This is a genomic window from Streptomyces sp. NPDC050485 (assembly GCF_044458185.1).
In the GTDB taxonomy this organism is placed as follows: domain Bacteria; phylum Actinomycetota; class Actinomycetes; order Streptomycetales; family Streptomycetaceae; genus Streptomyces.
The window spans coordinates 22041-47675 of sequence record NZ_JBITHR010000008.1; the positions used below are offsets into that span (position 1 = coordinate 22041).

Genomic DNA, 25635 nt, shown 5'->3' on the forward strand with positions numbered 1-25635 from the left:
GGGCCGGCTCGCAGTTGAACCGGCCTGCGGCTGAGGAGTGGACTTCGGCTGAGGGCCGGCCTTCGGTTGAGGCCTGTCCGATGGAGGGCATGGGTCCGTCTGCCCGAGGGCAGGCCCGTCCGCCCCGGGGGTCAGAAGGGGTACCAGCGCACCTCGGGGTCGCCGTCCCGCAGGGAGGCCACGCGGCGGCGGAACTCTTCGAGCGCCTTCGGATTGGTCGGGGCGTGCTGGGCGACCCAGGCACAGCTGGCCGTCTCGCGGGCGCCGCGCAGCACCGCGCAGCCGTCCCAGGCGCGGACGTCCCAGCCGTAGGCGGTGACGAACGCGTCGTACTGCTCGGCGGGCAGGCCGTACCGGTCGCGGGACAGGGCCATGACGACCAGGTCGTGTTCACGGAAGTCGAAGGAGAAGGTCTCCAGATCGACCAGGACTGGCCCTTCGGGGCCGATGTACACATTGCGGGGGAGGGCGTCGCCATGGGTGGGACCCGGCGGCAGATGAGGAGTCAGTGCCGCGGCCGCGGCTGCGAAGCCGTCGCGGCGGGCGCGCAGATATGCGGCATCGGCCGGGTCGATCGCCGCACCGGCCAGCTGTAGCCAGCGCTCGACGCCGGAGAGGAGTTCACGGCGGGGCAGCTCGAAGCCGGGCGCCGGCAGGGCGTGGACGCGGCGCAGCAACTCGGCGAGGTCGGCCGGTCCGGCCGGGCGCACGGCGGCGGGCAGCCGGTGCCACACCGTCACCGGGTGCCCGTCCACCAGCCTCGGCTCCGGTTCGGCGGCCCGCACCGCGGGCACCCCGGCCTCGGCGAGCCAGGTCGCGACGGCCACTTCGCGCTCGGCGCGCTCCAGCAGCTCCGGGTGGTGCGTGGCATCGCGGCCGACCTTGACGACCAGGCCGTCGGCCGGGGTGGGTCCGGCGCCGGGCAGCGCGAAAACCGCGTTCTCGCCCAGGGCCAGCAGCTCGGCGTCCGCGAGCCCGGTCGGTCGGCCGGGGCCGGCCAGTGCTGTCGCGGCCAGCAGTGCGCGGGCCCGTGCCTCGTCCATCGTTGTCTCCCGGTGATCGCTGCCTACCGGCCAAGTCTCGCATTCAGGACGGTTTCTGATCGCTGCAGACTCCGCCGCGCGTCGTCTCCCCGCGTCTTCCCGAGTCTCCCCGCGCGACGAGAGCCGGGTCTCCCCAGCGACGGGAATCCGGTGCGCGCCCGCCACCAGCGCTGCGGCCGCGCACGGCGCACTGAAGCCCCTTACGCATAAAGGGAGTTGGGGCGGAAGGGATGCTCGGCGGGTTCACACAGAGTGTTCACCAGCCCTCCACGGAGCCCGAGTTGCCCCCTGACGGCCGGTTTCTTATTACGAAACCTTGTTGGCTAAGTCACAGCTGTATGAAGGCCTTGATCTGCGCGCGTCAATCGGCAAGGGTTTCGAACCAGCCCCGGAAAGTTTCCTTCCGGTAGGCCAACCCCCCACATATAGTGACGAGGAGACCCCTCTTCATGGCAACTCACAAGCGTGCGAGCCGGATCAAGCTCACCGCAGCCATAACCGCCGTCGTCGCGGCGGCCGGAGTGACCGTACTGAACTCCCCGTTCGCCGGAGCGGCCCCCGCCGAAGGGCCGGTCTACGGACTGAACGCCCAGGGCGCGGTCGACGGAAGCTACATCGTCCTGCTCGACAAGTCGGCCTCCGCCGACGCCAAGCGCAAGCTCGCCGAGGAGTACGGCGGCAAGCTCCAGCGCGACTACTCCTCCACCCTCAACGGCTTCTCCGCGAGCGGGCTTTCACAGACCCAGGCCAAGCGCCTCGCCGCCGACCCGGCCGTCGGCAAGGTCGTACAGAACAAGAAGTTCCACATCAGCGCGACCCAGTCGAACCCGCCGTCCTGGGGCCTCGACCGGATCGACCAGACCGAGACCGCGGGCGACGGCAAGTACACCTACCCGGACAGCGCCGGGGAAGGCGTCACCGCGTATGTGATCGACACCGGTGTCCGCATCTCCCACCAGGACTTCGGCGGTCGCGCCTCCTACGGCTTCAACGCGGTCGACAACAACGACAAGGCCGACGACGGCAACGGCCACGGCACGCATGTCGCGGGCACCATCGCCGGCACCGCCCACGGCGTGGCCAAGAAGGCCAAGATCGTCGCCGTGCGGGTCCTCGACAACAACGGCTCGGGCAGCACCGAGCAGGTCGTCGCCGGCATCGACTGGGTCACCAAGAACCACCAGGGCCCCTCCGTCGCCAACATGAGCCTCGGCGGCACCGCCGACCCGGCGCTGGACGAGGCCGTCCAGAAGGCGATCGCCTCCGGCGTCACCTTCGGCGTGGCGGCCGGCAACGAGTCCGCCGACGCGGGCAACAGCTCGCCGGCCCGCGTCAAGGAGGCCATCACGGTGGCCTCCTCCACCAAGGACGACCAGCAGTCCAGCTTCTCCAACTTCGGTTCGGTGGTGGACCTGTACGCTCCCGGCTCGGACATCACCTCCGACTGGAACACCAGCGACACCGCCACCAACACCATTTCCGGTACGTCCATGGCGACCCCGCACGTCGTCGGCGCCGCGGCCATCTATCTGGCCGGGCACAAGGACGCCACCCCGGCGCAGGTGTCGGACGCCCTCACCAAGGGAGCCACGCCCGACAAGATCTCCAACGCGAGCCCGGGCACCCCGAACAAGCTGCTGAAGATCGTCGAGTAGGCATCCGTCGGCAGCGCTGAACGGCGGCCCCCGTGCCCGTCCCCCACGGGGCGCGGGGGCCGTCCTAGGGTGTGCGCATGACGACGACGTACGCCGCTCTGCTGCGCGGCATCAATGTGGGCGGGAACAAAAAAGTTCCCATGCCCGAGCTGCGGAAAGTCCTGGGCGAGCTGGGCCACGGCGCGGTGAAGACGTACCTCAACAGCGGCAACGCCGTCTTCAGCAGCACATCCGACGACCCGGACGCGCTGGCCGCGGAGTTGGAAGCCGCCATCGAGGAGCACTTCGGCTTCCGGGTCGCCTGCATGGTGCGCAGCGGCCCCTATCTGCGGGCGGTCATCGACGCCTGCCCCTTCCCGGCCGACGAGCTGGAGGGCAGACAACTGCACGCCACCTTCTTCTCGGGGCCGCCGGTCACCGCCGAGCGCTTCGCCTCGATCGACCCGGCCGACTACCTCCCCGAGGAGTTCCGGCTCGGGGACCAGGTGCTCTATCTGTACACACCCGAGGGTCTCGGCACGTCGAAGCTCGGCCCCGCCCTGTTCCGGCCCACCCTGCTCAAGGGGGTCGAGGCGACCTCCCGCAACTGGAACACGGTCAAGGCGCTGGCGCAGCTGACGGACGCGGCCGGTACCTGAGGCCGACCGGCCCGCCGTGGAGGCGGCCATCGAGGGCGAGCCGCGCCTCCTCGACCCCAAAGTCCGCTCGTCCGCCGAACTGTTGGGCTCCTTGCTGCACCCCGAGTACGTCGAGTTCGGCATTCACGGCGGAGCCGGCCGGCGAGCTTGCTCAGGACGGCTGAAGAGCCTCCAGCTCGCTCAACTCGCCCGCCGACAGCCGGATCCGGGCCGCGTCGAGGTTCTCGTCCAGATGCGCGGGCGATGCGGTTCCGGGTGTCGGGCACAGGGCGGGGGAGCGGTGCAGCAGCCAGGCCAGGGAGATCTGTCCCCGGCTCGCACCGTGCCGCTCGGCGATCTGGGCGAGGGCGGCGGCCGCATCGCCCGTGAGGGCACCGTTGGCCAGCGGGAACCAGGGCAGAAACGCCAGGCCGCGCCCCTCACACAGCTTCAGCACCGCCTCCGATCCCCGGTCCAGGAGGTTGAAGCGGTTCTGCACCGAGGCGATGCAGGTCAGCGAGAGCGCCTGCGCCAGCTGGTCCGCGGAGACGGTGTCCAGACCGATGTGCCGGATCTTGCCCGCCCGCCTCAACTCATCGAGGGCGCCGAGCTGTTCGGCCATCGGCACCTCCGGGTCGAGCCGGTGCAACTGATACAGGTCGATGGTCTCCACCCGGAGCCGGCGCAGGCTCGCCTCGCACATCGCCCGCAACTGCTCGGGCCGTCCCGCGATGTGCCAGGCGCTGTCGCTGGTCCGCACGACACCGCCCTTGGTCGCGACGACCAGATCGGCGGGGTAGGGGTGGAGGGCCTCCGCGATGAGTTCCTCGGCCAGCTCCGGGCCGTAGTTGTCGGCGGTGTCGATCAGCGTGACACCCCGCTCGACCGCCCGCCGCAGCACGGCCACCGCGTCCGCCCGGTCGCCGCGCGGACCCCAGTAGCCGGGGCCGGTGAGCTGCGCGGTGCCGAAGCCCAGTCGCCGCACGGGCCGTTCCGCGCCGAGCGAAAAAGTCTGAGAGATCATGCCGGGACCGTATCCAACCGCCGCGCGTCGTCCGACGCCCGGCCGAGGCTGTCGTGCGCGAGCACGGCCGGACCCTGAAGTGGCCCAGCATGCATAGCATCAAGTGGCCTACAGGGGAGGGCCATTTGCCGGATACGGTCTGCGTATGACGAACACAACCACTGGGCCCGCGCAGCGCACCACCGTCGACTTCTACTTCGACCCCGCCTGCCCCTTCGCCTGGATCACCTCCCGCTGGATGCTGGAGGTCGAGCGGCACCGCGACATCGACCTCCGGTTCCGGGCGATGAGCCTCTACCTCCACAACGTCGGCAATGAACTGCCCGACTGGTACCGGGAGTTGGTCGACAAGTCGATCGGGCCCGTCCGGGTCGCCGTCGCGGCGGCCGAGGCGCACGGTGACGCCGTGCTGCGCGAGCTGTACACCGCGCTGGGCACACGCATCCACGAGGACAAGAACCAGGACTTCGACGAGGTGATCGCCCAGTCCCTCGCGGAGCTCGGGCTCCCCGCCTCGCTCGCCGCCGCCGCGCACGACACCGCGTACGACGACGCCGTGCGCCGCAGCCATGACGCGGGCAAGGACCCGGCCGCGGACGGCTACGTCGGCACGCCGACCATGCACTTCGACGGCACCGTCTACTTCGGTCCGGTGCTCTCCGCCATCCCGCGCGGCGAGGAGGCCGCCCGGCTCTTCGACAGCGTGCGCACCATCGCCGGGTACCCCGACTTCTTCGAGCTCAAGCGGACCCGGACGGGCTCCCTCCGCTTCGACTGAGGGCCCTCGACGGTGGCCGCTGTCGCGTTTTTTCAATACCGGGGGAGGGGCGCCGCGGGATGCTGGTCCCATGAAGAACGAACACCGTGCCATGACCGAATGTGCAGCAGAGGCCGCCCGCATCGCGCGCGGCGTCACTCCCGGACAGCTCACCGGACCCACTCCGTGCTCGGACTGGGACGTGCGGGGCCTGGTCAACCACTGGGTGCTCTACACCTCCCACGGCCTGGAGCACCGCGCCCTGCGCAAGCCGCTCCCGGACGAGCTGACCGCGCGCGACTTCACCGCCGACCCCGACTGGGCGCGGCAGTACGCCGCCCAGCTCGACCGGGCCGTGGCCGCCTGGGCCGACCCGGCCACGTGGGAGGGCGAGATCGATCTGGGCGGGTCCGCGATGGCCGCCGCGGAGATCGCTTCGATGCTCGTCGAGGAACTGGTGATGCACAGCTGGGACGTGGCGCGTGCCACCGGGCAGGAGCTGCGGATCTCGGAGGAGTCCGCCGCCTTCGTGCTGCGGGTGGTCGAGGGGAACGCGGAAATCTACCGCCAGTACCAGGGCTTCGCCGACGCCGTCGAACTGCCGGCCGGTGCCACCACGGTGGAGCGGGCCCTGGCCGTCTCGGGCCGCGACCCGCACTGGACCGCGTGACGCTTACATGACCTTCAACCCGGGTTATGTGGACGGCGGTTCACCGCTGACCGGGTACACCGCGCACGCGCCCCGACGGACCCCCACCCCGCCCCTTCCCTAAACCCCCCGGGGGCGGGGGTGGGAAGAGGGTTTTCCCGGGGCGCCGCCCCGGGACCCCAGCGGGGGCTTCGCCCCCTGCACCCCCTTCTGGGCTCTCCCGGATCCCCTGCACCCCCTTCTGGGCTCCGTCCCGGACCCCCCAGGGCCACCGGGGCGCGGCCTGCATTCAGGCAGTGAGTGCGGGGGCCCGGGAGGCCCGCACCCTGGCCTCTTCGTACCGGAGGAGGAGCAGGCGGGCCAACTCCGGTGCGGAGCCCAGTACTTCGGCCAGAACGTCGGCGTCCGCCGCACCCCGGGCGATCCGGTCGGGCAGGAAGCCGGGCGCGATGACGTACGGGGCGACGGCGACCCGCCGAACGCCCAGGGCCCGAAGCTCCCGTACCGCATCCTCGGTACGAGGCAGGGCCGCGGAGGCGAACGCAGGTCGCACGGCGCACCAACCGGTGTGCCGCAGCTCCCGCGCGATTTCAGCGATCACTGCGATCGCCTCCGGGTCTGTGGAGCCCGCCGAGGCCAGTACGACCCCGGTCGAGCGCTTGTCGGCGGGCCCGAGGCCCGCCTCGTACAGCCGCCGCTCCAAGGTGTCGAGGAGCAGCGGGGACGGGCCGAGGACGTCGGCGAGTCTGATGTTCAGCAGCGCCGGGGCCTGGCTCAGTACGGCCGGGATGTCGGCCTTCGCGTGGAAGGCGCGGGTCAGGAGGAGGGGAAGCACCACCACGTCCCGTACGCCTTCCAGGGCGAGGCGGTCCAGGACCTGCGGGACGGACGGCGCGTTGAAGTCCAGGAAGCCCGTCTCCACGCGCAGCCCGGGCCTCATCGACCGCACCCGGCGCACCAGGGCGTGGACGGTCGCCGCGTGCCGCGCATCGCGGCTGCCGTGGGCTATGACGAGCAGGACCGGGCGGTGCACGGCGGCTCAGCCCCTCACGAGCAGCCCGCGGCCGCGCAGCACACGGCGCTCCAGCGGGCTGAAGATCAGCAGGTCGATGGCGATGCCCACGACCAGGATCAGGATGATCGCGAGGAAGATGCCGGGCATGTCGGAGTTGTTGCGGCCGTTCTCCAGCAACTGGCCCAGTCCCAGGCCCAGATCGGGCGAGGAGGCGATGATCTCGGCGGCCATCAGCGAGCGCCAGGAGAACGCCCAGCCCTGCTTCAGGCCCGCCAGATAGCCAGGCAGCGCGGCCGGCATCAGGATGTGCCAGGCGCCCCGCACCCCGGTCGCGCCCAGTGTGCGGCCCGCCCGCAGATACAGCGGCGGCACCTGGTCGACGCCGGAGACCAGGCCGTTGGCGATCGAGGGGACCGCGCCGAGCAGGATCACCGCGTACATCATCGAGTCGTTCAGGCCGAGCCACAGCACGGCCGGGGGGACCCAGGCCACCGACGGCAGCGACTGGAGGCCGGACAGGATCGGGCCGATCGCGGCCCGCACGAACCTGACCCGGGCGACGAGCAGGCCGAGCGGCGTGCCGATGGCCAGGGCCAGCAGGAAGCCGAGCAGACCGCGCGACACGCTGGTCCACACGATGTCGAACAGGGTGCCCTGGAGCCACATGTCGGTCAGGCTCGACCACACCGCGGACGGCGCGGGCAGCTTGTACGAGTCGGTGACCTTCGCCGAGACCAGGACCTGCCAGACCACCAGGACGAGGGCGACCGCGGTCAGCGGCGGCAGGACCTTCTTGACCAGCACCTCGCGCACCGGAGTGCGGTGGGACTGGACGGTTTCGAGCGCGTCGAGGCCCGCTTCGAGGCTGCCCAGATCGTGGGGTTCCTTGACCGGAGTCGTCTCAGTGCTGGCCATGTCGGCGGATCTCCCCACGCAGTTGTTCAGTGATCTCGACGGAGAGCTCCGCCACGTCGGCGTCCTCGATGCGACGCGGGTGCTCGATGTCCACGGTCCACTCGTGCGCCACCCGGCCGGGCCGCGAGGAGAGCAGCACCACGCGCTGGGCGAGCCGGACCGCCTCGCGCACGTTGTGCGTCACGAACAGCACTGACAGCTTCGTCTCGCGCCAGATGCGGGTCAGCTCATCGTGCAGCACGTCGCGGGTGATCGCGTCGAGCGCCGCGAACGGCTCGTCCATCAGCAGGAGCTGGGAGTCCTGGGCGATGGCCCGCGCCATCGCGACCCGCTGGCGCATGCCGCCGGACAGCTCGTGCACCCGCTTGCCGTACGCGCCGTGCAGGCGGACCAGTTCGAGGAGCTCCTCGGCCCGGCTGCGCCGCTCGGTCTTGGGGACGCCGCGCAGCCGCAGGGCGAGTTCGATGTTCTTGCCCGCGGTCAGCCACGGGAACAGGGCGTGCTCCTGGAACATCAGGGCGGGCCGCCCGCCGGGCGTCTCGATGGTGCCCGCGGTCGGCGCGTCCAGGCCCGCCACCAGGTTCAGGAGCGTCGACTTTCCGCAGCCGGAGGCGCCCAGGAGGGTGACGAACTCGCCCGGCGCGACATCGAGCGTGATGTCGTCCAGGACGAGCTGCGGTCCGCCGCGACCGCCGAAGGACTTCGAGACATGCCCGATCCGGGCGGCGTACTCGTGCTCGGCCGCCGTGCGGTCCGCGGCCTTGGCGAGGGCAGTGGCCATGGTCGTCACCTCCTGGGAATCCTGCTGAACCGGCTTGGGACGGGGGCTAGTTGACGCCGAGACCGGCGTCGCCGACCTCGGGCCGGCCCAGGGACTTGAGGACCTTGTTGAGCGGGTCCAGGTCGTAGATGCCCGACAGGTCGGGCTTCTTCAGGAGTCCGGCCTTCACCGCGTGGTCGGCCTGCGCCTGGAGGGAGGCGGCCAGCGGGTCGTCCAGGGTCTGGATGGACTTCCAGGCCGGGTCGATGATGTTCGCCGGCAGTTCCTTGCCGGAGAGCGTCTTGAGCGCGGCGTTGGCCGAGGCCTTCGCCTGGTCGGGGTGGGTCGCGATCCACTCGTTGGTCTTCACCGAGCCGCGCAGGACCGCCTCCACGACATCGGGGTGTGCCTTGAGGAACTTCTGCGACACGATGATGTTGGTGATCACGAACTGGTGGTCCGGCCACAGGTCGGACTCGTCCAGGAGCACCTTGCCGCCCTCGGAGACCAGCTTGGACGCGGTCGGCTCGGGCACCCAGGCGCCGTCGACAGACCCGGACTTGAAGGCGTCCGGGGTGATCTTGTTGTCGGTGCGGACCACGTTGACGTCGCCCTTGCCGCTCTGCGCGTCCACCTTCCAGCCCTTGTCCGAGAGCCAGTTGAGGAACGCCACGTCCTGGGTGTTGCCGAGCTGCGGGGTCGCGATGTTCTTGCCCTTGAGCTCGTCCACGGACTTGATCTTCTCCGGGTCGACCACCAGCTTCACCCCGCCGGACGCGGAGCCGCCGATGATGCGCAGGCTCTGGCCCTTGGACTTGGTGTAGCCGTTGATCGCCGGCGAGGGGCCGATCCAGCCGATGTCGATCGAGCCCGCGTTGAGGGCCTCGATCTCGGAGGGTCCCGCGTTGAAGGTGGCCGTCTTGACGGCGGTGCCGCCCAGCTCCTTCTGGAACAGGCCCTCCTGCACCCCGATCAGCGCGGTGGCGTGGGTCAGATTGGGGAAGTAGCCGATCTTCACGGTGTCGGCGGAGAGCTTCTTCGCGCCGTCCGCGGCGGGCGCGGCCTTCCCGGCGTCGGCCTTGCTCGCCTGGGAGCCGTAACCGCAGGCGGCGAGCGCCCCGAACAGGAGGGGGAGGGCGGTGGCGGCGACGAGGCTGCGCCTCAAACTGGAGCTGGCAGGCACGGGAGGGTGTCCTCTCGGAGGCCCGGTGCTTACGTCCGGTGGAGTATCAACTCTAGGACGCGGCCGGGAAGTCGGCGGGTCTTCGGCGTGGGGGAGGGTGGTGCACTCTGGCGCGCGAGCGGTGCGCGTACGTCATCGCGCACATCGGGCGACTCCGCCCTGGCCGCTGCCGAGGGCGCCGCTGCCGACGCGGCCGCCCTCTTTCGCGAAGGTCGAGTAGACGTCCTGGTTCATCAGAAGTCCCAGCCCTCTTCGTCGGCGACGGTGTTGAGGACCTTGTGGGTGGCGAAGGACTCGCCCGCCATGCCCGCCGCGAGGGTGGTGCCGTCGGCCGGGTCGATCAGCAGGAAGGACCCGGTGCGGCGGGAGTCGGCGTACGAGTCGAGCGCGAGCGGCTCGGCGGTGCGCACCTTCACCCGGCCGATGTCGTTGGCGACCAGCTGCCCCGGCTCCGGGTGCTGGGAGAGGTCGTCCAGGGTCAGCCGCGACGGGATCTCCTTGACGATCGCCTTGACCGTGCGGGTGGTGTGCTTGAGCAGCACCCGCTGACCCACCGTCAGGGGCTGGTCGGCCACATGGCAGACGGTCGCCTCGACGTCCTGGGTGGTGGCCGGCGCGTCCCCGCTCGGCACGATCAGGTCGCCACGCGAGATGTCGATGTCGTCCTCCAGGAGGAGGGTGACGGACTGGGGCGTCCAGGCGATGTCGACGGACTCGCCGAGCAGGTCGATCCCCGAGACCTTGCTGGTACGCCCCGAGGGGAGCACGGTCACGGGCTCGCCGACGCGGAACGTACCGGCCGCGATCTGACCGGCGTAGCCGCGGTAGTCGGGGTGTTCGGGGGTCTGCGGGCGGATCACGTACTGCACGGGCAGCCGGGCGTGGCAGCCGGTGAGGTCGTGGCTGACCGGGACCGTCTCCAGGTGCTCAAGGACGGTGGGTCCGCCGTACCAGTCCATGTTGGCGCTGGGCTCCACGACGTTGTCACCGGCGAGCGCGGAGATCGGGATCGCAGTGATCTCCGGTACGCCCAACTCGCTGGCGTACGCGGTGAATTCCTCGGCGATCGCCGCGAAGGCCTGCTCCTCGTACGCCACCAGGTCCATCTTGTTGACGGCGAGGACCACGTGCGGAACGCGCAGCAGGGCGGCGACCGCGGCGTGCCGGCGGGTCTGCTCGATGACGCCGTTGCGGGCGTCGACCAGGACCACGGCGAGGTCGGCGGTGGAGGCGCCGGTCACCATGTTGCGGGTGTACTGCACGTGCCCGGGGGTGTCGGCCAGGATGAACCGGCGCCGCGGGGTCGCGAAGTAGCGGTAGGCGACGTCGATGGTGATGCCCTGCTCGCGCTCGGCCCGCAGGCCGTCGGTCAGCAGCGCGAGGTCGGGCGCCTCCTGACCGCGCTTGAGCGATGCGGCCTCGACGGCCTCCAGCTGGTCGGTGAGGACCGACTTGGAGTCGTGCAGGAGCCGGCCCACCAGGGTGGACTTGCCGTCGTCGACGGACCCGGCGGTCGCGAAGCGAAGGAGCGTGGTCGCCGACAGATCGGCCAACTGCGCAGCGTTCTCGGCGGTTGTGCTCATGTTAGAAGTACCCCTCGCGCTTGCGGTCTTCCATCGCGGCCTCGGACATCTTGTCGTCGGCGCGGGTGGCGCCCCGCTCGGTCAGCCGGGACGCGGCGATCTCGGTGATGACGGCGTCCAGCGTCGTCGCGTCGGAGTCGACGGCGCCGGTGCAGGACATGTCGCCGACGGTGCGGTAGCGCACCAGGCGGGTCTCGACCGTCTCCTCGGCCTTCGGGCCGCCCCACTCGCCCGCGGTCAGCCACATCCCGGACCGCTTGAACACCTCGCGCTCGTGGGCGAAGTAGATCTGCGGCAGGTCGATGTCCTCGCGGGCGATGTACTGCCACACGTCCAGCTCGGTCCAGTTGGACAGCGGGAACACGCGGACGTGCTCGCCGGGCGCGTGCCGGCCGTTGTACAGCTGCCACAGCTCGGGGCGCTGGCGGCGCGGGTCCCACTGCGAGAACTCGTCCCGCAGCGAGAACACCCGCTCCTTGGCGCGGGCCTTCTCCTCGTCGCGCCGGCCGCCGCCGAACACCGCGTCGAAACGGTGCTGCTGGATCGCCTCGGTCAGCGGCACCGTCTGGAGCGGGTTGCGGGTCCCGTCCGGGCGCTCGCGCAGCTTCCCGGCGTCGATGTACTCCTGCACCGAGGCGACGTGCAGTCGCAGCCCGTGCTCGGCCACCACGCGGTCGCGGTAGGCGAGGACCTCGGGGAAGTTGTGCCCGGTGTCGACGTGCAGCAGCGAGAAGGGGACGGCGGCCGGGGCGAAGGCCTTCAGAGCCAGGTGCAGCATGACGATGGAGTCCTTGCCGCCGGAGAACAGGATCACCGGCCGCTCGAACTCGCCCGCCACCTCGCGGAAGATGTGCACCGCCTCGGACTCCAGAGCGTCCAGGTGGCTGAGCGCGTAAGGGGTGTCGGTGCCCTCGCCCACGGTTGCCGCCGTCGTCATGCCAGGCCCCTCTCGGTGAGCAGCGCGCGCAGCGCGGCCGCGGACTCCTGAACGGTCTGCTGGTGCGACTCGATCCGCAGATCCGGCGCCTCGGGCGCCTCGTACGGGTCGTCGACCCCGGTCAGACCGCTGATCTCGCCCGCCGCCTGCTTGGCGTACAGACCCTTCACATCGCGTACCGAGCAGACCTCCACCGGCGTCGCGACGTGCACCTCCAGATAGGCGGTGCCCTCGGCCTGGTGGCGCTTGCGGACGGCCTCGCGGCTGTCGGCGTACGGGGCGATCACCGGGACCAGCGCCTTCACACCGTTGGCCGCGAGCAGTCCGGCGACGAAGCCGATCCGCTGGACGTTGGTGTGCCGGTCCTCGCGGCTGAAGCCGAGGCCCGCCGAGAGGAACTCGCGGATCTCGTCGCCGTCGAGCACCTCCACCCGGTGCCCGTCCGCGCGCAGCCGGCCCGCGAGTTCGTACGCGATGGTGGTCTTGCCGGCGCTCGGCAGACCGGTCAGCCAGATGGTGGCTCCCGCCTCCGTCACGCTCATCGAAGTCTCCTGGTTGTTCTGACGGGTCGTCATCCGTGCAGTCCACACTCGGTCTTGTTGCGTCCGGCCCAGCGTCCGGCCCGCGCGTCCTCGCCCTCGGCGACCCGGCGGGTGCAGGGGGCGCAGCCGATCGAGGGGTAGCCGTCCATGAGGAGCAGGTTGGTGATCACGCCGTGCTCGGCGATGTAGGCGTCGACGTCGTCCTGCGTCCAGCGGGCGATCGGCGACACCTTGACCTTCTGCCGCTTCTCGTCCCAGCCGACCACCGGCGTGTTCGCCCGCGTCGGGGACTCGTCGCGGCGCAGCCCGGTCGCCCAGGCGGCGTATGAACTCAGGCCCTGCTCAAGGGGCTTGACCTTGCGCAGCGCGCAGCACAGGTCGGGGTCGCGGTCGTGCAGCTTCGGGCCGTGCTCGGCGTCCTGCTCGGCCACCGTCTGGCGCGGGGTCAGGGTGATGACGTTGACGTCCATCACCTCGGCGACCGCGTCCCGGGTGCCGATGGTCTCGGGGAAGTGGTAGCCGGTGTCGAGGAACACCACGTCCGCGCCGGGCATCGCGCGCGAGGCGAGGTGCGCGACGACCGCGTCCTCCATGGAGGAGGTGACGCAGAACCGCTTGCCGAAGGTGGCGGCGGCCCACTGGAGGATCTCCAGGGGCGTGGCGTCTTCGAGGTCGCGGCCCGCCTGCTCGGCGAGTGCCTTGAGGTCCTCGGCGGTCTGAGCGCCGGTCTGAGTACCTGTCTGAGTGGCCGTCATATCTCTTCCCCTCCACCGTCGTTGCGCTGAACTCCCCGGGCGAGCAGCCCGAGGAACTTCAACTGGAAGGCCCGGTTGCACGCCGCGCATTCCCAGGCGCCGTGTCCGGTTTCATTCGGACGCAGGTCCTCGTCCCCGCAGTACGGGCAGTGGAAGGGGGCCGCACGCTCACTCATGACAGCGCCTCCTCGGAGGCGCGGGACGCCCAGGTGGCGAACCGCTCGCCCGCGGCGCGCTCCGCCTGGAAGCGCCCGAGGACCCGCTCGATGTAGTCGGGCAGCTCGGTCGAAGTGACCTTCAGGCCGCGGACCTTGCGGCCGAACCCGGCCTCCAGACCGAGCGCGCCGCCCAGGTGCACCTGGAAGCCCTCGACCTGGTTCCCGTCCGCGTCGAGCATCAGCTGGCCCTTGAGGCCGATGTCCGCGACCTGGATGCGGGCGCAGGCGTTGGGGCAGCCGTTGATGTTGATGGTGATCGGCTCGTCGAACTCCGGGATGCGGCGCTCCAGTTCGTCGATGAGGGCTGCGCCGCGCGCCTTGGTCTCGACGATGGCCAGCTTGCAGAACTCGATGCCGGTGCAGGCCATCGTGCCGCGCCGGAACGGCGAGGCGTTGACCTTGAGGTCGAGCGCCTCCAGGCCGGAGACGAGCGATTCGACCTGCGCCTCCTCGACGTCGAGCACGATCATCTTCTGCTCGGCGGTGGTACGCAGCCGGCCGGAGCCGTGCGTCTCGGCGAGCTCGGCGATCTTGCTCAGCGTCGTGCCGTCCACGCGGCCCACCCGGGGGGCGAAGCCGACGTAGCAGCGGCCGTCGTTCTGCCGGTGCACACCGAGGTGGTCGCGCCAGACGCCCTTGGGCTGCTCGGGCGCGGGCCCGTCGATGAGCTCGCGCTTGAGGTACTCGTCCTGGAGCACCTGGCGGAACTTCTCCGGGCCCCAGTCCGCGACCAGGAACTTCAGCCGGGCGCGGGTGCGTAGCCGCCGGTAGCCGTAGTCGCGGAAGATCGAGATGACGCCCTCGAAGACGTCCGGCACCTCGTCGAGCGGCACCCAGGCGCCGAGCCGCACACCGAGCTTGGGGTTGGTGGACAGGCCGCCGCCCACCCACAGGTCGAAGCCGGGTCCGTGCTCGGGGTGGACGACGCCGACGAAGGCGATGTCGTTGATCTCGTGCGCGACGTCCAGCTGCGGGGAGCCGGAGATCGCGCTCTTGAACTTGCGGGGCAGGTTGGAGAAGGCCGGGTTGCCGATGAACCGCCGGTGGATCTCGTCCACGGCCGGGGTGCCGTCGATGATCTCGTCCTCGGCGATGCCCGCGACGGGCGAGCCGAGGATGACGCGGGGCGTGTCGCCGCAGGCCTCGGTCGTGGACAGGCCGACCGCTTCGAGGCGGTTCCAGATCTCCGGGACGTCCTCGATGCGGATCCAGTGGTACTGGATGTTCTGCCGGTCGGTGATGTCGGCGGTGCCGCGCGCGAACTCCTGCGAGATCTCGCCGATCACCCGCAGTTGCTCGGTGGTCAGCCGCCCGCCGTCGATGCGGACCCGGAGCATGAAGTACTCGTCGTCCAGCTCCTCCGGCTCCAGGATCGCGGTCTTGCCGCCGTCGATGCCCTGCCTGCGCTGGGTGTACAGCCCCCACCAGCGCATCCGGCCGCGCAGGTCGTTGGGGTCGATCGAGTCGAAGCCGCGCCGGGAGTAGATCGTCTCAATGCGTGTCCGCACATTGAGACCGTCGTCGTCCTTCTTGAACTGCTCGTTCCCGTTGAGGGGCGTGAAATGGCCAACGGCCCACTGGCCTTCACCACGGTGGCGCCCCGGCTTGCGGCGGGGCGTCGTGGCGGCAGGGTTCTCTGGGGTGGCGGCCATGGCATACGTCCTTCGGGACTGCAGGAGGGCGGCTCTGACCTGCACACTCGCGCTTCGGGCGCGGCGGTGCGCAGTCAGGATAAAGAGGGATGTATCGCGGCGTTGCTGGAGGCGTCAGCGTGCCGGACAGATGGCGCTGGACATGCGGCCGAGGTCGACGTGCCGCCGACTCACCAAGGCAATTCCAGTTCCAGACATGACGGAAGCGTGTCACGGGACTTTCGGCCCAGTCCACCACTATCCAAAATGTGGACATAGATGTCCCGCATGGTGGGACGATGTGTCCCGGGTCACTGTGCGGCGGCTCCGTACGCCCCCGGCCAGGGACCGGGTGCCGCGACCTCCTCGGCCTGTTCCTCCTTGGTCTCGAAGAGCTTGAAGCCGCGGTGCAGATAGTTGTCCATGGCGTGCTCCCCGTCCAGTGAGCAGGTGTGCAGCCAGACCCGCTCGGTGGCGGGCAGTCCGGGCCAGCGCCCGGCCAGGTCCCAAGCCCGCCGGATCCCGTACGAGAGGAGGTGGCCGCCGATCCGCCGGCCACGGAAGGCCGGGATCAGACCGAAGTAGACGATCTCGACCGAGCCCCCGGGCTGCGCCTCCAGCTCGACATAGCCCGTCGGCGTGCCCCGGTCGTAGGCGACCCAGGTCTCCGTGCCGGGCTTCGCCAGCGCCCGCTCCCACTCGGCGTACGTCATGCCCAGCCGGTCGATCCACCGGATGTCGCCGCCGACCGCCGTGTAGAGGAAGCGGCTGAACTCCGGTGAGGGGACCTCGGCGCGCATGACCGTGATGTCACCGGACGGCTCGGCGGCCGGGCGGAGATCGTCGGGCGAGGTCTGCTCAAGGGACCAGGTGGTCACGGTGATACTCATGGGCGCCAGGCAATCACGGTGCCTCGGCGGCGGCCAACGCAGGTCAGGGGTGTCGGCCCTGGGCAAGTCGGACCGCCGGGGACGAGGAGTGGGGGAGCAGGTCCGCCGGACGGTCGGGCCGGACCACCTCCACCCGGACGTCCTCGGTGAAGCGGTAGGGGCGGTGGGCGAGCACCTCCGCGAGGTGGCGGCGCAGCCGGGACATCTCGGCCCGTACGGTCACCGTGCGCGTCGGGTCCTCGAAGATGTCCTGCGCCAGCTGCGCGGCGCTGCGGCCCTCCCGGTTGAGGGCCAGGACGAAGAGCAGCTCCGCGTGGCGCGGGCTGAGCTCCTGCGTCCAGCTGCCCGCCTCGCCCGACACCGTCACCGAGCAGCGCCGGGACCGGCTGAGGTCCAGGACGACCCGCCGGGCCGTCGCGCCGCCGGCTGCGGCGCCCTCGTCCGAGACCTGGACGAGCCGCCCGCCGGGCAGCGGCTCCACCGAGCACATGCCGAGCGGCGGAAGCCAGCTGCGGCCGAGCCGGAACGACTTCGGCAGCGCGAGCCGGTCCACCGGCGGCATGCCCGTGACCGCGGCCACCCAGCCGTCGCGGTCGACGGCCAGCGCACGCCCGCCGATCCGGCTGAGCACCGGGGCGGCCACCGAGCGCAGCCGGTCCAGCGCGGCCGAGTGCCGGTTGCGCAGCTCGGCCTCGGCGAGCCGGGTCACCGAGGTCACGAAGGACAGCGTGGCCGGGTGCATGGTGCTGAGCGGCCCGCTGATGTCGACCACGCCGAGCAGCTGCCCGTCCCGCGGGTCCACGACGGGCGCGCCCGCGCAGGTCCAGGCGTGGTGGGCGGCGACGAAGTGCTCGGCGGAGAACACCTGCATCGGACGGCCGGTGACCAGGGGGGTGCCCACGCCGTTGGTGCCGACGACCGCCTCGCTCCAGTCGGCGCCCACCTCGAAGCCGAGCGCGTCGGCCCGCTTCAGGACCGAGGCGTGCCCCTCGCGCCACAGCAGCCGCCCCTCGGCGTCCGAGACGACCATGATGTGCTGGGCCGCGTCCGCCACCGCCACCAGGGCGTCCCGCAGGATCGGCAGGACCTCCGTCAACGGCGACTGGCGTCTGCGCCGTTCGACCTCGCCGAGCGGCAGCAGCCCGGCGTGATGGCCCCGGTCGGGGTCGAGGCCGCGGCTCAGCATCCGCCGCCAGGACTCCTCGATCTCCGTACGCGGTACGACCCTTGACCGCCTGCCCTCCAGCGCGGCCGCGCGCATGCCCTTCAGGAGCCGGGTGCCCTCCGCGGCGTCCATCGAGGCCAGCCGGGCGGCATCGAGCATGGTGGTCTGCACAGGGTCCTCCCGCGGTCGGCACCGGCGCCCCCGGAGGGAGCGGACCCGAGTGTCCTGAATTCATCGTGCCCGCCCGCCGGTTCGTGCGCGCCGATATGCCGCACAAGTCTGCAACCCTTTGCAACTCTCGCGAACCGCCGTGCGTGTGTACGAAGGTGAGGGTGCACCGGATGTCCGGTCGTCATGCTCCTTCGTCGGACGCATGAGAGCGCGGGGGTGGTGCCGTGTCGGCGCAGCACCACCCCCGACGGACCTGAGAAGTACTGGTTTTCAGCCGCTTGACACCTCGGCGCGGGCCCGCTCCACCACCGACGCCAGATCGAGCGAGTGCGGCAGCGTCCCGAACGCCGCCCCCCAGTCACCGCCGAGCCGCGAGGCGCAGAACGCGTCCGCGACCTCGGGCGGTGCCCAGCGAACCAGCAGCGAACCCTGGAGCACCAGTGCCATGCGCTCCACCAGGCGCCGCGCCCGCGCCTCGATGCCGTCCAGATCGGCGAGTTCGGTCAGCAGGTCCTTGATCGCCCCGTCCAGGCGGTGGTCCGCGCCGCGCGCCTTGCCGACCTCCTGGAGGAACGCGTTGAGCGCCTGCGGCTCGCGCTGGAGCGCCCGCAGCACATCGAGGGCCTGGACGTTGCCCGAGCCCTCCCAGATCGAGTTCAGCGGGGCCTCCCGCAGCAGCCGCGGCATCCCGGACTCCTCGACGTACCCGTTGCCGCCGAGGCATTCGAGCGCCTCGCCCGCCACCGGCGTACACCGCTTGGTGACCCAGTACTTGGCGGCCGGCACCGCCAGGCGCAGGAACGCCCGCTCCTCTTCGGTATCCGCGTCGTAGGCCGCCGCGAGCCGCAGCGCCAGCGTCGTCGCGGCCTCCGACTCCAGGGCCAGATCGGCCAGTACGTTCCGCATCAGCGGCTTCTCGACGAGCAGCCCGCCGAAGGCACTCCGGTACGAGGCGTGGTGGACCGCCTGCGCCACGGCCTGGCGCATGATGGCCGCCGAGCCGATCACGCAGTCGAGCCGGGTCGCCGCCACCATCTCGATGATGGTGCGCACCCCGCGCCCCTCCTCGCCGACCCGGCGCGCCCACGTCCCGTCGAACTCGACCTCGCTCGACGCGTTGGACCGGTTGCCCAGCTTGTCCTTCAGCCGCTGGATCGCGAAGGCGTTGCGCGTCCCGTCCGCGAGCACGCGCGGCACCAGGAAGCAGGTCAGCCCGCCGGGAGCCTGCGCGAGCACCAGGAACCCGTCGCTCATCGGCGCCGAGCAGAACCACTTGTGGCCGGTCAGCACGTATTCGCCGTCGGCCGAGAGCGGTACGGCCGACGTGGTGTTCGCCCGTACGTCACTGCCGCCCTGCTTCTCCGTCATGCCCATGCCGAAGAGCACCCCGGCCTTCTCGGACGCCGGCCGCAGCCCCTCCTCGTACACGTGCGAGGTGAGCCTCGGCTCCCACTCGGCGGCGAGTACCGGGTCGGTGCGCAGCGCGGGCACGGCCGCGTGCGTCATCGAAATCGGACATCCGTGCCCGCCCTCCGCCTGGGTCCACACCAGGAACCCGGCCGCGCGCCGCACATGCCCGGCGGGCCGCCCCCAGGCGTCGGTGAGCCCGGCCGACACGGCGTGCCCGAGCAGCCGGTGCCAGCTGGGGTGGAAGTCGACCTCGTCGATCCGGTTGCCGTACCGGTCGTGGGTGCGCAGCTTCGGCGGGTTCTCGTTGGCCTGCGCACCCCACTCCTGGGCCTGGGCCGATCCCGCGGTGCGCCCGAGCGCCGCGAGTTCCTCTCGTACGCCGTCGAGAAGGTCCGGCGCTGTGTGCCGCTCGACCGCCTCCGCGAGGGCCCGGTCGGCGGTGAAGACGTCGTATCCCACCAGGGGCGGAGCCTGGTTGGTCACTGTGTGGGTGGTGGCTGCCATGCCGATACGGTAAGGACGTGCAGCCAGCAAATGAAACACCCGAGCGGACATCCGGCCGCCTTCATCGGGCCCGCGTCCTCTACCGCAACGTCTCCAAGCGGAAATTGGGCTGGCTGCTCCTCAAGGACACCATCAACTCGTGCGTCGAGTACCGGATCCTGGGCCTGGCCGCCGAGGCCGCGTTCTTCACGCTGCTCTCGCTGCCCCCGCTGCTGCTCAGCGTCATCGCGCTGCTCGGCTACGTGGACGGCTGGACCAGCACCCACACCGTCGCCAGCATCGAGCAGAACATCCTCAACGCGGCCGGCACGGTCCTCTCCGACCGGGGTGTGCACGAGTTCGCCCGGCCGCTCCTGGAGGACGTCACCAAGGGCAAGCGCCCCGACATCGTCTCGATCGGCTTCGCGATCGCCCTGTGGTCGGGCTCGCGGGCGGTGAACGTCTTCATCGACACCATCACCGTGATGTACGGGCTCGACGGGCACCGCGGCATCGTGAAGACCCGGATGCTCTCGCTGCTCCTGTACATCGTCGCGCTGCTGATCGGCGCGGTCGTGCTGCCGCTCGCGGCGGTCGGCCCGAACCGGGTGGTGGAGCTGGTGCCCTGGGGCACCGACGTGATCAGCTTCCTGTACTGGCCCACGATGATCCTGCTGTCCATCGCCTTCCTCACCACGCTCTTCCATGTCTCGGTGCCGGTCCGCTCACCGTGGATCGAGGACGTGCCCGGCGCCCTGGTGGCCCTCGCCATGTGGGTGCTCGGCTCGTTCCTGCTGCGGATCTACCTGACCAGCACGGTGGAGGGCCCGACCATCTACGGCTCGCTCGCCGCCCCCATCGCGGTGCTCCTGTGGATCGGCATCTCCGCGTTCGCGGTGCTGGTCGGGGCGGCCGTCAACGCCGCCATCGACCGGGTCTGGCCGTCCGTCGCCACGGCCGCCGCCCGCGCGGCCAGCGACCGGGTGCGCACCGCGCAGGCCGCCGAGATCGTCGCCCGCGCCCAGCCCGGCCAGCAGACGCTCTTCGACCCCGACGACGACCCCGACGACGACGACCCCGAGGACGCGGACGATCCGGGGATGCCGTCCGAGTTCCCCGAGCGCTGGTCGAAGTTCCTGCCCCCGGACGACGTGAAGTCGCGGCTGCACACCCCGAAGAAGCCCGAGGAGAAGTCCCCGCCCGACCGCGACTGACCCGCTGGTCCGGCCCCGCACTACCCTCGAAGACATGTACCGAGAGCGGCCCTCCCGTCTGCCCGGCGCGGTGCTCTGGACCAGCACCGGGGACGGGTCCGGTGCGGTTCGGCCCGTCCTGCCGGACGGCTGCATGGATCTGCTCTGGTCCGGGGGACGGCTGCTGGTGGCCGGGCCGGACACCCACGGGTACGTTCCCGACGCGCCGCCCGGCACGCGCTACGCCGGGATCCGGTTCGCGCCCGGCGACGGGCCCGCCGTCTTCGGCGTCCCGGCGCACGAACTGCGCGATACGCGGGTGGCGCTCGACGGGATCTGGGCCGGCGCCGAGGTGCGCAGGCTCGCCGAGCGCATCGGTGCGACCGCCGATCCGGTGGCCGCCCTCGAAGCCGTGGCGCTGGCGAAGGCCCCGGCCCCCGACCCGCTGATGCGGGCGGTGGCGGACCGGCTGGCCGCCGGATGGAGCGTCACCGCCACCGCCGCCGAGGCCGGGCTCGGCACCCGCCGGCTGCACCGGCGCTCCCTCGACGCCTTCGGCTACGGACCCAAGACGCTGGCCCGGATCCTGCGGCTCCAGCGCGCCCTCGGCCTCGTCCGGCGGGGCATGCCGTACGCCGAGGCCGCGCTCGCCGCCGGCTGCACCGATCAGGCGCACCTCTCCCGGGAGATGCGGTCCCTCGCCGGAATGACGCTGACCGACTACGCGAGCGCCGCGAACAGCGACACCTCCACGTCGTCCGGGTCGAGGACGGTGGCGTAGCGCTGGCCCCAGAACGCGTCCCACGGCTTGAGGTGGCCCCGGTAACCGGCCGCCACCAGCGCCTCGTACGTCGCGTCGACCTCGGCGGGCGACGCGCAGACGAAGGCGAATCCGGTACGGCCGCCGCCCTCGGGGCGCGTCCAGCCGGGGTCGAAGGAGCGGAGGGTGTCCTCGGTGTCCCACAGGACCCGGGTGCCGCCGGGGAGCGTGCACTCCACATGCGGCTGGGTGTCCGCGTCGGCCGGAACGTCCAGGCCGAGGCGGCGGTAGAAGGCGAGCGAGGCGGCCATGTCGGCCACTACCAGGCCGATGGCGTCGAGTCGTGGAGTCATGGCCCCACCGTAGGCAGCGGGCCGCCCGCCGGTCTTGTACGAAACGGACACGCGGTCACAGGTCGTTGCCCGCGTACGACAGGTTGAAGCTCTTGTTTGCCAGCGGGAAGTCCGGGACGATCGTGTCCGCCAGCGCGACCGGCAGCGCGGGCCAGTTGAAGAACGACGGGTCCACCGGCTTCACCCGGGACAGCGTGCCGTCCGGCGTGACCTCGACGCGTGTGGTGATCGCCCCGCGCCAGCCCTCCACGATCCCCGTTCCCGCGGTGCCCGCCGGGCGGCGCGGCAGCGGCACGGTCAGATCGCCGGGCTGCAGCCCCGCCGCGAGCCGCCCCGCCAGGTCGAGCGAGGCCTGCGCCTCCCGCGCCCGCACCAGGAAGCGGGCCAGCACATCGCCGGACGACTGCGTGACGGGCTCCTCGGGGCAGCCCTCCGCGGTGAAGGGGTGGCCGAACCGCGCATCCGCGTCGAGCCCGCTCGCCCGCGCGACGTAACCCAGGCAGCCCAGATCGCGCGCCGCGTCCGCACCGAGTGCGGCGGTGCCGGCGAACCGGTCCCGCACCGTCGCGTGGCCGAGCGCGAGACCGGTGATCTCCCTTACGTCCGCGGCGAGTTGGGCGAACACCGCCGGATCCGGCACCGCGGCGAGCCGGGCGCCGCCAGGGACGACCCCGCCGCGCAGCAGCCGGTGCCCGGTCGTGGTCTCGGCGAGCCGGAGCAACTGCTCGCGGACGCGCAGCGCATGGGAGTTGAGGACGGAGTGGCCCACGTCGTTGCAGAGCGCGCCGAGGTCGGTGACGTGGTTGTGCAGCCGCTCCAGTTCAAGCAGCAGGGCCCGGGCCCGGCCCGCCTCCTGCGGCACCTCGACGCCGTACGCCTCCTCGACCGCGAGGCAGTAGGCGAGCCCGTGCCCGACGGCGGTGTCCCCGCTGACGCGTTCGGCGAGCCGCATACCGCCGTCCGGGGTGCGCCCCTCGAAGAGCTTCTCGATGCCCTTGTGCACGAACCACAGCCGCGCCTTGAGCCGGATGATGGTCTCGCCGACCACCGAGAACCGGAAGTGCCCCGGCTCGATGAGGCCCGCGTGCACCGGCCCCACCGGAATCTCGTACACCCCGTCGCCCTCGACCGCGAGGAACGGATAGGGCCCCTCCTGCGCCCCGAACGGGGGCGCCGCCCCGGCGTCGGGCCGCATCGGGTACCAGCCGCGCGGCCAGTGGAAGTGGCGCACCAGACGGTGGGGGAGCGGGTGATCGCGCGGCACGACACCGTGCAGATCCCGCATCTCCCGCTCGAACCGCCCGGCGGGGAAGGAGAGTTGGGCGAGCGAGGGCACCGAGGGGCGGTCCGGATCCAGGCGTACGTGGAGTTCGGTACGGGTGTCCGGCGGCCCCGAGACGAACAGGTACACCACGCGCACGGCGCCCTCGTCGTGATGCGCTGCCACCAGCGCGAGCCGCCGCCCGGAATCGAGCAACTTGCCTACCCGTGACGGGAGTTCGTGGACTCCGGTCTCCTCGGTCGTACGGTTCATCGGGCGGCCCTTCCGGCGATCTCGGCGGCCGCCGTGAGCAGCGGCAGCAGCGGTTGTACGGACAGGCCGAGTGCGGCACAGCACAGCAGCCCGGCGCCGAGCGGCAGCCCGCGGGCCGGACCGATCCGCACCGGCGCGGCGAGGTCCGCCGGGGCCGGGCCGAGCACCATCTTGGCGGTCCGGGCGGCCAGCGCCGCGTAGGCGACCAGAGCCAGGAGCAGGGCGATGGCCACCGGCCACCCCATGTGGGCGGTGAACCCGGCGCGCACCAGGGCGAGTTCGGAGGCGAACAGCGCGAACGGCGGCAGTCCGAGCAGCGCCACGACGGCCACCGCGAGCGCCGTGCCCAGACCGGGCGACAGCGCGATCAGACCCCGGATCCGGCCGATCCGCGAGGTGCCCCGCAGCTGGAGCAGCTGACCCGACGCACAGAACGCCACCGTCTTGGCGAGGCCGTGTCCGGCGATGTGCAGCAGCACCGCCGACAGGGCGAGCGGCCCGCCGAACGAGGCGCCGAGCGCGATGAGCCCCATGTGTTCCATGCTCGAATAGGCCAGCATGCGTTTGTAGTCGCGCTGGGCGAGCAGCAGCCCGGCCGCCAGCGCGAGGGTGAGCAGCGCGATCGCGGCGAGCAGACCGCGCGCGAATCCGGGGCCGAGCACCAGGTCCCCGATCACCTTGTACCGCAGCACCGCGCAGAACGAGACGGCGAGCAGCACCCCGGACATCAGCGCCGAGACCGGCGACGGCGCCTGGCTGTGCGCGTCCGGCAGCCAGGCGTGCAGCGGTACGAGCCCGGCCTTGGCGCCGTAGCCGAGCACGACCAGGGCGATGCCGAGCCGGGTGACGTCCGGATCGAGGCTGCCCGCATGGGCGACGAGCACCCGCCAGTCGAGCGCGCCCGCCTCCGGGATGCCGGCCCGGCGGGCGGCGTAGTAGATGAGCACCGTGCCGAGGAAGGCGAGCGCGATCCCCGCCGAGCAGATCACGACGTACTTCCAGGCGGCCTCGACGGAGGTGCGGGTGCGGCGGTGGCCGACGAGGAAGGCGGTCACGACGGTGGTCGCCTCCACCGCCACCCACAGCACGCCCAGATTTCCGGCGAGTACGGCCAGGCACATCGCGGCGAGGAAGGCGTGCACCAGGAGGTGGTAGCGGTGCACGGTCCGGTCGGCGGCCCGCCCGGCGGCCCGCTCCCCGGCGAGGTACGAGGGCCCGGAGGCCACGGCGAGAGCCGCGACGGCCCCCACGACGAGCAGCATCCACACGGTCAGCGCATCCGCCCGCACCACCTCACCGAACGCCGACGCGGGCCCGGTGTACGGGACTTGGGCGGCCAGTGCGCCCCCGCACCCGAGGATCGCGCCGGGCGACACGAGCCCGAGCCAGCCGCGGGGGCGGGGGGTGGGTGGGGAGGGTTCAGGTTCGGATGCGGCCACTGGCGCGGCGGCCTCCGGACCACCCGCTCCCACCTTCACGGACACCGCGACCGGCGCCTTGCGGGCAGCCGGAATCCGCACCCGAGCGTCGGCCCGCCGGGCCCGTAGAGCATGCCCTGCACTGACGCCGAGCGGAGTCGCAACGGGGGCGGTGAGCAACAGCGTGGTCAGCATGAGCGAAGATCAGCCTCTCCGGCGTTTGAGGAGCGGGGGTCTGGGGGCAGAGCCCCCGGGCATGCGGGGCGCCTGCTCGGCGCGGGGTTGTGGAGGCGAACCGGTCCGCTTCAGTCGTGCAGCTCCTGCAAGTCGTCGATGTGCGCCGCCGACCCGAAGACCTCCCGCATCCGCGTCGTGAGAATGTGCAGCACCAGCACCGCCAGCAACAGATCGAAGGACACCCCGAGTTCGACGATCAGCGGCACCCCGGACGCCGCGAGGAACGCGATCGCCGTGATCCCGTTGTCGAGCAGCAGGAACCCGATGACCTGGGCCGCCGCGTGCCGCCGGGTGGCAAGGACGAAGAAGCCGATCAGGACCACCGCGAGGCCCACCGGCAGGGCCCGGGTGACCGGGTTCGGGTGCAGCGCCACCAGCGGCCGGGCCACCACGTACGCGAGCAGGGTCAGCGCGGCGGCCGTCAGGAGCGAGCCCGCCCCGTTGACCAGCGGCTGCGTCTCCTCGGGGTCGCCGCTGCCCGCGAGCGCCCGGCGCAGCAGAACGGGCAGCGCCCCGGCCCGCAGCAGCCCGATGCCGACGGCCACCGCGACCAGGTCCCAGCGCGTCTCGTGCAGCCCGATGAGCGCGGCGACCCCCGCGAGGGCCACCCCTTGCAGCGCGAACACCCGTACCTCCGCGGCGAGTTCACGCCGCCACAGCATCACCACGGCCGCGAGCAGGAACGCCCCGCAGGCCAGGTCGAGCAGCTTGGTGAACAGACCGTCGCTCAGCACCGC

At 71.6% G+C, this 25635-nt stretch carries 26 protein-coding genes; 6 read left to right on the plus strand and 20 right to left on the minus strand.

Translation table 11 applies throughout. The features are described 5' to 3' along the window. Positions 1 to 131: 131 nt before the first annotated feature. On the minus strand, positions 132 to 1043 hold the full coding sequence (locus ACIBK6_RS17930; protein WP_399052217.1) for a phosphotransferase enzyme family protein: 912 nt from the start codon (positions 1041 to 1043) through the stop codon (positions 132 to 134). 449 nt (positions 1044 to 1492) lie between these two features. Between ACIBK6_RS17930 and ACIBK6_RS17935 the strand changes: the two genes are divergently transcribed. Further along, on the plus strand, positions 1493 to 2698 hold the full coding sequence (locus ACIBK6_RS17935) for a S8 family serine peptidase (protein WP_399052218.1): 1206 nt from the start codon (positions 1493 to 1495) through the stop codon (positions 2696 to 2698). Positions 2699 to 2775: 77 nt separating this feature from the next. Further along, complete coding sequence (locus ACIBK6_RS17940) at positions 2776 to 3336, plus strand: DUF1697 domain-containing protein (RefSeq protein ID WP_399052219.1); 561 nt, start codon at positions 2776 to 2778, stop codon at positions 3334 to 3336. Positions 3337 to 3487: 151 nt separating this feature from the next. On the opposite strand, the gene ACIBK6_RS17945 is transcribed toward ACIBK6_RS17940, so the two are convergent. After that, complete coding sequence (locus ACIBK6_RS17945) at positions 3488 to 4339, minus strand: aldo/keto reductase (protein WP_399052220.1); 852 nt, start codon at positions 4337 to 4339, stop codon at positions 3488 to 3490. Between the two features lie 145 nt (positions 4340 to 4484). Between ACIBK6_RS17945 and ACIBK6_RS17950 the strand changes: the two genes are divergently transcribed. Next, positions 4485 to 5117: a DsbA family protein gene (locus ACIBK6_RS17950; RefSeq protein ID WP_399052221.1), complete on the plus strand. Its 633-nt coding sequence runs from the start codon at positions 4485 to 4487 to the stop codon at positions 5115 to 5117. Positions 5118 to 5187: 70 nt separating this feature from the next. After that, on the plus strand, positions 5188 to 5766 hold the full coding sequence (locus ACIBK6_RS17955) for a TIGR03086 family metal-binding protein (RefSeq protein WP_399052222.1): 579 nt from the start codon (positions 5188 to 5190) through the stop codon (positions 5764 to 5766). A 268-nt stretch (positions 5767 to 6034) separates the two neighbouring features. Here the strand turns inward: ACIBK6_RS17955 and ACIBK6_RS17960 are convergent, their stop codons facing one another. The 14 genes from ACIBK6_RS17960 to ACIBK6_RS18025 form a co-directional block, all read right to left on the minus strand. Next, positions 6035 to 6778, minus strand: a complete 744-nt coding sequence (locus tag ACIBK6_RS17960; protein WP_399052223.1) for a sirohydrochlorin chelatase — start codon at positions 6776 to 6778, stop codon at positions 6035 to 6037. A 6-nt stretch (positions 6779 to 6784) separates the two neighbouring features. After that, positions 6785 to 7675, minus strand: a complete 891-nt coding sequence (locus tag ACIBK6_RS17965; RefSeq protein WP_399052224.1) for an ABC transporter permease — start codon at positions 7673 to 7675, stop codon at positions 6785 to 6787. Next, a complete protein-coding gene (locus ACIBK6_RS17970) occupies positions 7662 to 8456 on the minus strand; it encodes an ABC transporter ATP-binding protein (protein ID WP_399052225.1) in 795 nt (264 codons plus the stop codon). The genes ACIBK6_RS17965 and ACIBK6_RS17970 overlap by 14 nt, the downstream gene beginning before the upstream one ends. A 46-nt stretch (positions 8457 to 8502) precedes the next feature. After that, positions 8503 to 9618, minus strand: coding sequence for an aliphatic sulfonate ABC transporter substrate-binding protein (locus ACIBK6_RS17975; protein ID WP_399052226.1), 1116 nt, complete (start codon positions 9616 to 9618; stop codon positions 8503 to 8505). Between the two features lie 233 nt (positions 9619 to 9851). Then, entirely contained in the window at positions 9852 to 11201 is a 1350-nt protein-coding gene (locus ACIBK6_RS17980; RefSeq protein ID WP_399052227.1) for a sulfate adenylyltransferase subunit 1, read from the minus strand. Position 11202: 1 nt separating this feature from the next. Next, the gene (cysD, locus tag ACIBK6_RS17985; RefSeq protein ID WP_399052228.1) at positions 11203 to 12138 is read right to left on the minus strand and encodes a sulfate adenylyltransferase subunit CysD; all 936 of its coding nucleotides are present in this window, start codon (positions 12136 to 12138) and stop codon (positions 11203 to 11205) included. Then, positions 12135 to 12680, minus strand: a complete 546-nt coding sequence (gene cysC / locus ACIBK6_RS17990) for an adenylyl-sulfate kinase (protein WP_399052505.1) — start codon at positions 12678 to 12680, stop codon at positions 12135 to 12137. Before cysC ends, cysD begins: the two co-directional genes overlap by 4 nt. A 29-nt stretch (positions 12681 to 12709) precedes the next feature. Further along, positions 12710 to 13435, minus strand: coding sequence for a phosphoadenylyl-sulfate reductase (locus ACIBK6_RS17995; RefSeq protein ID WP_399052229.1), 726 nt, complete (start codon positions 13433 to 13435; stop codon positions 12710 to 12712). Then, positions 13432 to 13611, minus strand: a complete 180-nt coding sequence (locus ACIBK6_RS18000) for a hypothetical protein (RefSeq protein ID WP_393468786.1) — start codon at positions 13609 to 13611, stop codon at positions 13432 to 13434. Before ACIBK6_RS18000 ends, ACIBK6_RS17995 begins: the two co-directional genes overlap by 4 nt. Then, entirely contained in the window at positions 13608 to 15305 is a 1698-nt protein-coding gene (locus ACIBK6_RS18005) for a nitrite/sulfite reductase (RefSeq protein WP_399052230.1), read from the minus strand. The genes ACIBK6_RS18000 and ACIBK6_RS18005 overlap by 4 nt, the downstream gene beginning before the upstream one ends. 114 nt (positions 15306 to 15419) lie before the next feature. Continuing rightward, positions 15420 to 15503 carry a putative leader peptide gene (locus tag ACIBK6_RS18010; protein ID WP_310591794.1) on the minus strand — a complete coding sequence of 28 codons (84 nt, stop codon included), beginning with the start codon at positions 15501 to 15503 and terminating at the stop codon, positions 15420 to 15422. Positions 15504 to 15595: 92 nt separating this feature from the next. Next, a complete protein-coding gene (locus ACIBK6_RS18015) occupies positions 15596 to 16174 on the minus strand; it encodes a GNAT family N-acetyltransferase (RefSeq protein WP_399052231.1) in 579 nt (192 codons plus the stop codon). Between the two features lie 43 nt (positions 16175 to 16217). Next, positions 16218 to 17510 carry a GAF domain-containing protein gene (locus ACIBK6_RS18020; protein ID WP_399052232.1) on the minus strand — a complete coding sequence of 431 codons (1293 nt, stop codon included), beginning with the start codon at positions 17508 to 17510 and terminating at the stop codon, positions 16218 to 16220. A gap of 270 nt (positions 17511 to 17780) precedes the next feature. Beyond that, a complete protein-coding gene (locus ACIBK6_RS18025; protein WP_399052233.1) occupies positions 17781 to 19424 on the minus strand; it encodes an acyl-CoA dehydrogenase family protein in 1644 nt (547 codons plus the stop codon). A 17-nt stretch (positions 19425 to 19441) separates the two neighbouring features. Between ACIBK6_RS18025 and ACIBK6_RS18030 the strand changes: the two genes are divergently transcribed. Then, positions 19442 to 20617, plus strand: a complete 1176-nt coding sequence (locus ACIBK6_RS18030; RefSeq protein ID WP_399052234.1) for a YihY/virulence factor BrkB family protein — start codon at positions 19442 to 19444, stop codon at positions 20615 to 20617. 34 nt (positions 20618 to 20651) lie between these two features. Then, complete coding sequence (locus ACIBK6_RS18035; protein WP_399052235.1) at positions 20652 to 21377, plus strand: helix-turn-helix domain-containing protein; 726 nt, start codon at positions 20652 to 20654, stop codon at positions 21375 to 21377. Here the strand turns inward: ACIBK6_RS18035 and ACIBK6_RS18040 are convergent. From ACIBK6_RS18040 to ACIBK6_RS18055, 4 genes are all read right to left on the minus strand, one after another. Further along, positions 21317 to 21709 carry a VOC family protein gene (locus ACIBK6_RS18040; protein WP_399052236.1) on the minus strand — a complete coding sequence of 131 codons (393 nt, stop codon included), beginning with the start codon at positions 21707 to 21709 and terminating at the stop codon, positions 21317 to 21319. The two genes, ACIBK6_RS18035 and ACIBK6_RS18040, sit on opposite strands and share 61 nt — an antisense overlap. A gap of 55 nt (positions 21710 to 21764) precedes the next feature. Continuing rightward, positions 21765 to 23243, minus strand: coding sequence for an NADH-quinone oxidoreductase subunit C (locus ACIBK6_RS18045; protein WP_399052237.1), 1479 nt, complete (start codon positions 23241 to 23243; stop codon positions 21765 to 21767). After that, a complete protein-coding gene (locus ACIBK6_RS18050; protein ID WP_399052238.1) occupies positions 23240 to 24856 on the minus strand; it encodes a proton-conducting transporter membrane subunit in 1617 nt (538 codons plus the stop codon). The genes ACIBK6_RS18045 and ACIBK6_RS18050 overlap by 4 nt, the downstream gene beginning before the upstream one ends. A gap of 110 nt (positions 24857 to 24966) precedes the next feature. After that, complete coding sequence (locus ACIBK6_RS18055) at positions 24967 to 25632, minus strand: hypothetical protein (RefSeq protein WP_399052239.1); 666 nt, start codon at positions 25630 to 25632, stop codon at positions 24967 to 24969. Between the last annotated feature and the right edge of the window lie 3 nt (positions 25633 to 25635).